The 7,757-nt window shown below is 57.8% G+C and carries 7 protein-coding genes; 2 read left to right on the top strand and 5 right to left on the bottom strand.

The window, feature by feature from the left end; translation table 11 throughout:
• Positions 1-339: 339 nt before the first annotated feature.
• The 4 genes from ACTO5E_RS09260 to ACTO5E_RS09245 are packed head-to-tail and all read right to left on the bottom strand — an operon-like array spanning position 340 to position 3,251.
• Positions 340-849: a GNAT family N-acetyltransferase gene (locus tag ACTO5E_RS09260; protein WP_482303155.1), complete on the bottom strand. Its 510-nt coding sequence runs from the start codon at positions 847-849 to the stop codon at positions 340-342.
• 17 nt (positions 850-866) lie between these two features.
• A complete protein-coding gene (locus ACTO5E_RS09255) occupies positions 867-1,643 on the bottom strand; it encodes an ABC transporter permease (protein ID WP_482303154.1) in 777 nt (258 codons plus the stop codon).
• A gap of 3 nt (positions 1,644-1,646) precedes the next feature.
• A complete protein-coding gene (locus tag ACTO5E_RS09250; protein WP_482303153.1) occupies positions 1,647-2,450 on the bottom strand; it encodes an ABC transporter permease in 804 nt (267 codons plus the stop codon).
• A gap of 9 nt (positions 2,451-2,459) precedes the next feature.
• A complete protein-coding gene (locus tag ACTO5E_RS09245; RefSeq protein ID WP_482303152.1) occupies positions 2,460-3,251 on the bottom strand; it encodes an ABC transporter ATP-binding protein in 792 nt (263 codons plus the stop codon).
• A gap of 370 nt (positions 3,252-3,621) precedes the next feature.
• Here ACTO5E_RS09245 and nhaC point away from each other — a divergent pair, with 370 nt between their 5' ends.
• Both nhaC and larC read left to right on the top strand, forming a co-directional pair.
• Positions 3,622-5,028 (top strand): Na+/H+ antiporter NhaC, encoded by a 1,407-nt coding sequence (gene nhaC, locus ACTO5E_RS09240; RefSeq protein ID WP_482303150.1) that lies wholly within the window; start codon positions 3,622-3,624, stop codon positions 5,026-5,028.
• A gap of 479 nt (positions 5,029-5,507) precedes the next feature.
• Entirely contained in the window at positions 5,508-6,869 is a 1,362-nt protein-coding gene (larC, locus tag ACTO5E_RS09235; protein ID WP_482303148.1) for a nickel pincer cofactor biosynthesis protein LarC, read from the top strand.
• Between the two features lie 92 nt (positions 6,870-6,961).
• Here the strand turns inward: larC and ACTO5E_RS09230 are convergent, their stop codons facing one another.
• The gene (locus tag ACTO5E_RS09230) at positions 6,962-7,579 is read right to left on the bottom strand and encodes a flavodoxin family protein (protein ID WP_482303147.1); all 618 of its coding nucleotides are present in this window, start codon (positions 7,577-7,579) and stop codon (positions 6,962-6,964) included.
• Positions 7,580-7,757: the final 178 nt, after the last annotated feature.

Here is a 7,757-nt window from a genome sequence, read left to right as displayed (position 1 = left end):
TTGGGCGGTGGGGAGATTTGAAAATCTCCGCCGCTGAAGTAGCCAGGCAGGCGGGGACCATTCCCAATGAGATTCTCAGCCGGTTGGGGCAGCGGCTGGATAGAATCGTTTTGTAGAAGCATCCGCTGTCCGGTAGATTGCGGCCGCCATATATTCCACCCTGGGTGGCAACCTCACGAAAGCCCACTCCAGCAGCGGCTTTGTCAGCGAAGGCTCCGTTATCTTCCCAACAGCCGCCACGGCGCGTTGAACTGCCGGATGACTTGAAACGCTATGTGGTAGAGAATGCACAATAGAAATTCTCAGCTGACTACACATGTCCCAGGCCCCTTTTCCACCCTACAGCTCCTTCTGATACTTCAGCAGCGTATACCTCCGTCCATCATAGGGCCGGGTGTGCTGCTCCGCAGCGTACAAGGCAAACCCGGCCTTGTCCGCCAGCCGCCGGGAAGCTGCATTCTCCTCCCAAGCTGAGTAGAGAAAGGTGTCCGCTCCCAGCTCCTTGGCGTATGCCAGGAGAGTCTGCAGGACTTGCCAGCCGTAGCCCCGCCGCCAGAAGCCGGGGCCAATGCAGATGCCGGTCTCCTCCCAGACGTACCCCTCCACCCGGGCGATGCCCGTAAAGCCGATGGCCTCGCCGGTGGACTTCAGAAAGATGGTATAGGCCGTCTCACGCTCCTTCTGGAACGCAATGGTCCGGCGCATGCGGTCCTGGGCCTCCGCTTCATCCGGGCTCAACTCCGGGAGCATATAGCGGAAGCTCTCCGGGCGGCTCCAAACGTTGCGGTACATGGGCTTCCAATCCTCGAATCTGGCCTTATCCAGGATCAGGTCTTTAGTTTCCAACATGGTGATTTCTCCTTTCTTTACGAACCGGTAGACTTGTAGTGGCGCACACCAATGCGCCACACCACCCAGCAGGGCAGCACAAACAGGCAGGCCGCCAGCGGCAGAAAAATATTCCACCATTCATCCGCCCGGCCCAGCAGATAGAGCAAGGGGTAATACTGCACCAATGCGTAGGGAATGCAGAAGGTGCAGAACAGCAGCATACCCCGGCCATAAATGCCGATAGGGTATTTGCCGTGCTCAATGGCCCCATAGGTAAACACATTCATAAATTCCAGTCCCTGCAGGGTGAAAAAAGCAATGGCCCCCTCCAGGAGAAACAGTGCCGAGAACAGTGTCATGCCCCCGGCCACCATGAAGACCACGGTAAGCACCCGGGGAAAATTCCAGTCCACCTGACAGCTGAGCAGGCCGTATACCAGCATAACCATCCCCTGCAGCAGCATACCAATGCGCACAAAGTCAATGCGGAAGGCCAGCACCTGAAAGATCTCATTCCGGGGGCGGCAGAGGATACGGTCAAACTCCCCGTTGGCAATCATGCTGTCGAACACCTTGAAGCCTGAGGCGAACATCTGGGCAATAGAGAAGCCCATGAGCATGATGCCGTAGCACAGCAGCACCTCCTCATAGCTGAACCCTGCCACAGTGTGAAAACGCTGGAACATGAAGAAGACCCCCAGAAACACCGAGAAGGAGGTGAAAAATGAGCCTGTCACCGTGGCAAAAAACGAGCCCTTGTACTGCACGACAGACTTGAGGTGAATCAAAAAATATTTCAGATAAAGACGCATGGATCAGCCCCCCTGTATCACAACATTTTTCAGCTCTTTCCACTCCAACAGCTTGCCCAGGGCAATCAACGCCGCCAGCCAGAAAACCTGCAGCAGCATATGATATCCCAGCTCCGGCCCGCAGATGTCCCCCGTGTAAATGCGCAGAGGGACGTTCTGGATGGCGGAGAAGGGGAGCAGCTCCATCACCTGGCGGATGCCCTGCGGAAAAAAGGGCAGAGGGATGATGGCCCCGGCGAAGAAGTCCGTGACGCCGATGGCGATGAGCCGGACTCCCCGGGGGGAGATGGTGTGAAAGGTGATCATCAGCACAATCATGGTCATGGCGGCCACCACCCCGACTGCCAACGCCAATGACAGCAGAAACCACAGGAAGGTGGAAAGGCTGGGGGGCGGCATCAGCCCAAAGGGTGCGGGAATCAGCAGCGCCACCAGCAGGGTGGGCCCGCAGCGCAGCCCCCCGGCAGAGACCCGGCTGGCGGCAGTGCGGGCGTACCACATGGGGTAGAGGCTCACTGGGCGGCACAGCTCGTAGGCCACATTGCCGTTCTGGATGACGTTTAAAAACTCGTTGTCCATCCCGTTGAAGGTAATCATAATCAGCAGGGCCTGCTGCAGCCAGATGTAGCTGGACAGGGCGTGGAACTCCATAGGAAAGGCCCCAGGGTCGCTTTCATAAAAGGCTTGAAAGGCCAGAATTGCCATAGCCCCCCAGAAGAACTGGCACACCAGCCCCCCTAACGCCGCCGCCCGGTATTGCAGCCCCATAGCGAAGCGCATGCGAAAAAACGCGATGTATTTTTTCATTTTGCCACCTCAGGTCACATCGAACTTTTTGTAGAGCTCGGCCACGGTTTCGTCAATCTGCTCCCCGCCCCGGCGGATATCTTCCAGGCTCCCATCCAAAAGAATGCGCCCCTTGCCGATCAGAATGATCCGGCTGGCCAGAGCCTCAATATCCTGCATGTCGTGGGTAGTGAGAATCACCGTGGTGCCCCGCTGCTGGTTGAGTCTTTTAATGAACTCCCGTACAGCCAGCTTGGACACTGCGTCCAGGCCGATGGTAGGCTCGTCCAGAAAGAGAATTTTCGGGTCGTGGAGCAGAGAGGCTCCAATCTCGCACCGCATCCGCTGGCCAAGAGAGAGCTGCCGGGCCGGGGTGCGCAGCAGCTGCTTCAGAGAGAGAAGGTCTGTCAGCTCATCCACATTCCTCTTATACACCGCAGGGGGAATGTTGTATATCTCCCTGAGCAGCTCAAAGGAGTCATTAACAGGCACGTCCCACCAAAGCTGGCTGCGCTGGCCAAACACCACGCCAATCTCCTGCACATGCCGGGTGCGCTCTTTCCAGGGCGTCCGGCCGTTGACCCTGCACAGGCCGCTGTCCGGGGTCAATATGCCGCTGAGAATTTTGATGGTGCTGGACTTGCCCGCCCCATTGGGGCCTATGTAGCCCACCATCTCCCCGGCGGCAATGGAAAAGCTGATGTTGTCCAGAGCATGAATGGTTTCATACTCCCGGCGGAACAGGGCTTTCACTGCCTCCCGGAAGCCTGCCTCCCGGCGGGCGACCCGAAAGGTCTTACAGAGATTTTCTACTTCTATCATATGGGACACTCCTTTCTTCTGACTGCGTTTTGTGAATTTCGCTGATTTTTGCAAAAAAACGGAAAGGAGTTTTATTCTACAGCAGGAGCGCAAAAAAGTCAAGACAAATATTTTACAAATTATTCACAAATGTTTTGGGCATTCTCGCATGTCTGACTGAGGAACGGCCTGGTGATGGGAGTGTCCGTTTCGGAGAGCTTTTCGTGTTCCCCCCGCCCTACGGGCGGGGGGAACACAGATGATTATCTCTGCGGTTGGGACACTCCCCCCTGGTGATTTTCTTGTTGACGAACCGCCGGGAGGATGGTATACTGTTTTAGTATACTTTACTGTGCTCTGTCATTTCATCACCCTATGAGGAGGCTTTTTCATGCAAGACGCCAAACGAACACCCCAGGCGGTGGGCTTTGGGCTGAGCGCGGCAGTGTTCGCCGCACTGATCGCGCTGGTGGTGGCATTTACCGCCCTGCTGGGGGCTGCGCCCCATGTGCCCCTGCTGCTGGCCGCCGCTCTTGCGGCGGGGGTGGGTGCGCTCCACCGGTTCTCCTGGCAGGACATGCTGGACGGTGCTGTTCAGGCCATAACCCCAGCCCTGCCCGCGCTGCTGATCATTATGTCCATCGGCATCCTGATCGCCGCCTGGATGGCCGGGGGGATTATTCCCACGATGGTCTATTACGGCCTGCAGCTGATCTCCCCCCGGTTCTTTCTGGTGACAGCCCTGCTGCTGTGCTCTCTGGTGTCCCTGGCCATTGGCAGCAGCCTTTCCACCATTGGGACAGTGGGGGTGGCCCTGTTCGGCATTGGGGAGGCCATTGGCATTCCCCCGGCCATCACGGTGGGCGCTATTGTCTCCGGGGCCTATTTTGGCGACAAAATGTCCCCCTTGTCCGACACCACCAATCTGGCCCCCTCTGTGTCAGACACCAATGTGTTTGACCACATCCGCCACATGATGGTCACCACCACCCCCACCTATGTCATTTGCATCATGATATATGGGGCGCTGGGCTTTGTGTTTGGCGGGGGCAGCACCAGCAGCGGCCAGGTGCAGCTGACCATAGCCACCTTGAAGGAGAGCTTTGTGATTCACCCGCTGCTGCTTCTGCCGCCGCTGTTGGTGCTTGTGATGGTGATTTTTCGGGTGCCCGCCCTGCCGGGACTGCTGGGAGCGGCGCTGCTGGGCTTTTTGGCGGCGTTGTTTGTGCAGGGGGCGGACTTCTCTTCTCTGCTGGGGGGCGTGATGAACGGCTTCTCTGCCAGCACGGGGGTTGACACAGTGGACACGCTGTTGAACCGTGGAGGCGTCATGGGCATGATGCGCACAGTGGCCTTGATGATGATTGCCCTGTGCTTTGCCGGCATTTTTGAGAAGACAGGCATGGCCGGAGCCATTCTGCAAAAGGTGGTCAGCCATGTGAAGTCGGACAAGGGTCTGGTGATCGCTACCATTCTCACCGCCTGGGGGGTGCTGCTGGGCACAGGCCAGCAGTATGTGGCCATTATTATGACAGGGCGGCTGTTCCGCCCCCTGTACCAGGAGCACGGCCTGGCCCCCCAGAACCTGAGCCGGGCCCTGGAAGACGCGGGGACTGTGTTCGGGGGCATTGTGCCCTATAGCACTGGCGCGGGCTTTACCGAGAATATGCTGGGAGTTTCGGCCTGGCAGTATGGGCCCTTCACCTTTTTCGGCTGGCTGAACCCCCTGGTAGCCATTGCCATAGCGGCGATGGGGAAAAGTATGCCCAAAAACGAAAAAGCGTCCGCCAAAACCTGAAGAAGCCCAAGACGCGAGCAAAAAGCAACCGGAAGTATTCCCAAGAACATGAAGAAGGGGCTTTCTCCTTTTGGCGTACTCTCAGGGGACTGTGCGAAGCGAACATCAAAAGTCCCGGGCCGCCGGAGGCTAAACGTAATCAAAGCGTGAAGCATTCGATTTGTGTTTTCAAAGAGGGCGCAAACTCTGCTTTTGCCGCTAGTTTTGGTGTGCCCTTTTACCTGTTGGAATGGGGGCTGGTTTATCTATGGCGTTTGAGGTTGCGGCTCTAAGATGACGGGGCGTTGGCTCTTGCCTGTAGCTCTGTCGGTTTGTAGCTTGTGTGCCATCTCCACGCCCGCTCAGAGTGAGACTCTGAACCCTGCCAAAGAGCCTGCTCCTCTGGTATCTGCCTTTGGCTGGCGTGGGCAACAGGCTCGTCCCACGATGCAGGTGGAATTTTTACGGCAATACTTTCATTCTTCAAAGGAGAGAATTCCATGAAAACGCTCTATTTTCAGTGTGCTATGGGCGCGGCGGGGGACATGCTCACCGCAGCCCTGCTGGAGCTGTTCCCGGAGCGGGAGCAGCTGGTGGAGGAACTTAACGCATTGGGCTTGCCAGGCGTGCGTTTTTCCGCCGCGCCCTCGGTGAAGTGCGGCGTTACCGGCACCCATGTTACTGTGGCTGTGGACAGCCAGGAGGAGCACAGTCATGATGTGCCTCTGGGCCGTGCCCATGAACACGGCGATGAACATAGTCACAAATACAATCACGAACACAGTCATGAACATAGTTGTGAGCACGGCCATGAGCATAGTCACGAGTATGCCCATGAACACAGCCACGAGCATGGTCATGAGCATAGTCATGAACATAACCATGAGCACAGCCACGAACATAGTCATGAGCATGGACATACCCACCACCATGCGGGAATGCACGATATTGAGCACATAGTCTCCCACCTGCAGGTGCCTGAACAGGTCCGTCGGGATGTGCTGGCGGTGTACGGCCTTATTGCCCAGGCAGAGAGCCATGCCCACGGGGTGCCGGTAGAGGAGATCCACTTCCATGAGGTGGGAACCTTAGACGCAGTGGCAGACGTGACAGCGGTCTGCCTGCTGATGCACCGGCTGGCCCCGGACCAGGTGCTGTGCTCGCCGGTGCATGTGGGCAGCGGCCAGGTGCGCTGCGCCCACGGCATTCTGCCGGTGCCTGCCCCGGCCACGGCCCATATTCTGCAGGGGGCGCCCACCTATGGCGGGGAGATTGCCGGAGAGCTGTGTACCCCCACAGGCGCGGCTCTGCTGAAGCATTTCGTCACCCGCTTTGGCCCCGCCCCGGTGATGCGGGTGGAGCGCACCGGCTATGGCATGGGAACCAAAGATTTTGCTGCCATGAACGGCCTGCGGGCCATGCTGGGAGAGACGGAGGAGGCCGGGGATGAGGTGGCGGAACTTGCCTGCAACCTGGACGACATGACCCCCGAGGCCATTGCTTTTGGACTGGAACGGCTGATGGAGGCCGGGGCACTGGACGTTTTCACCACGCCCATTGGCATGAAAAAGGGACGGCCCGGGGTGATGCTCACCTGTCTGTGCCGCCCGGAGGACCGGGAGAAAATGGCTGGCCTGCTGTTTGCCCACACCACCACCCTGGGGGTGCGGGAGCGTCTATGCAGCCGGTATGTGCTCAGCCGCGCGGAGCGGACAGAACACACCCCCTTTGGAGACCTGCGGGTGAAGTCGGCCCGGGGCTGGGGAGTCAGCCGGGAAAAGCCGGAGCATAACGACTTGGCCCGCGTTGCCCTGGAACAGGGTTGGACATTGGCCGAGACCCGGGAGAAGCTGGGGCTGTGAATTTTTGCAATGAAAAAAAGGAGGCGGGGGACCCGTCTCCTTTTTCTCTTTCTGTGGAGATGTATGCTGGTTGTACTCCTGGCTCTGGGCCCTTACCGCACGAAATTGGTGAACTGCTTGGGCTCCTTCTCCGGCAGGCCAAATTTTTCTTTGCCCAAAGCAATGCTCTTCATCAAAAAGCTCATGTTTTTGGCCAGAGTACGCATTTGCTGCAGGCCCTCGGCATCCTGCTCCGCCTGGCCGGGGGTCTGGCCGTGGACGCCGTTCCAGTACTGGCCGCTGGCAATGGGCATGCCGGAGATGCCAAAAAATTTGTTCAACTCATCATAGGTGGCGGTAAGACCGCCCCGGCGGGCAGCGGCTACGGCAGCGCCCACCTTCATGGTTTTGTCGCAGTGGCTGCTGTAGAACAGCCGAGTGAGAAAAGCCACCAGCGTGGCGTTGGCCGAGGCATAGTAGACAGGACTGCCCACCACCAGTCCGTTGCAGGCGGCAAATTTGGGGGCGGCCTCGTTGACCACATCGTCAAACACACATTGGCCGGTTTCGCTGCACTTGCGGCACCCAATGCAGCCTCGTATGGCCTTGCTGCCAATATGGAGTATCTCTACCTCGATATCCTCTTGCTGAAAGACTTTCTCCATTTCGTGCAGGGCAGTATAAGTATTGCCGTTTTTGTGTGGGCTTCCGTTGATCATCAGGACCTTCATAGCGAACTCCTCCTGTTGGGGTATTTTTAGAGCCTATCCCGAAATGATCCGCACGCATCTTGCTTGCATATTTTCCGTCATATAGCGCCCAAATTTTTTGACAGGCGTCAGCCTGCCTGCAAAATTTTGACGCCATCTGACGATCAATCTGACTGCGCAATCTGCCCACGTCTCATTC

The organism is Acutalibacter sp., from assembly GCF_056800975.1.
Note: the sequence above shows the minus strand (reverse complement) of the source record. Positions and strands in the feature narration are given on the sequence as shown.

Excerpts from the sequence above, each read along its gene's own strand:
- ACTO5E_RS09260 (WP_482303155.1), bottom strand. The coding sequence starts at position 849 with ATGTTGGAAACTAAAGACCTGATCCTGGATAAGGCCAGATTCGAGGAT.
- ACTO5E_RS09250 (WP_482303153.1), bottom strand. The coding sequence starts at position 2,450 with ATGAAAAAATACATCGCGTTTTTTCGCATGCGCTTCGCTATGGGGCTG.
- ACTO5E_RS09230 (WP_482303147.1), bottom strand. The coding sequence starts at position 7,579 with ATGAAGGTCCTGATGATCAACGGAAGCCCACACAAAAACGGCAATACT.
- ACTO5E_RS09245 (WP_482303152.1), bottom strand. The coding sequence starts at position 3,251 with ATGATAGAAGTAGAAAATCTCTGTAAGACCTTTCGGGTCGCCCGCCGG.
- larC (WP_482303148.1), top strand. The coding sequence starts at position 5,508 with ATGAAAACGCTCTATTTTCAGTGTGCTATGGGCGCGGCGGGGGACATG.
- ACTO5E_RS09255 (WP_482303154.1), bottom strand. The coding sequence starts at position 1,643 with ATGCGTCTTTATCTGAAATATTTTTTGATTCACCTCAAGTCTGTCGTG.
- nhaC (WP_482303150.1), top strand. The coding sequence starts at position 3,622 with ATGCAAGACGCCAAACGAACACCCCAGGCGGTGGGCTTTGGGCTGAGC.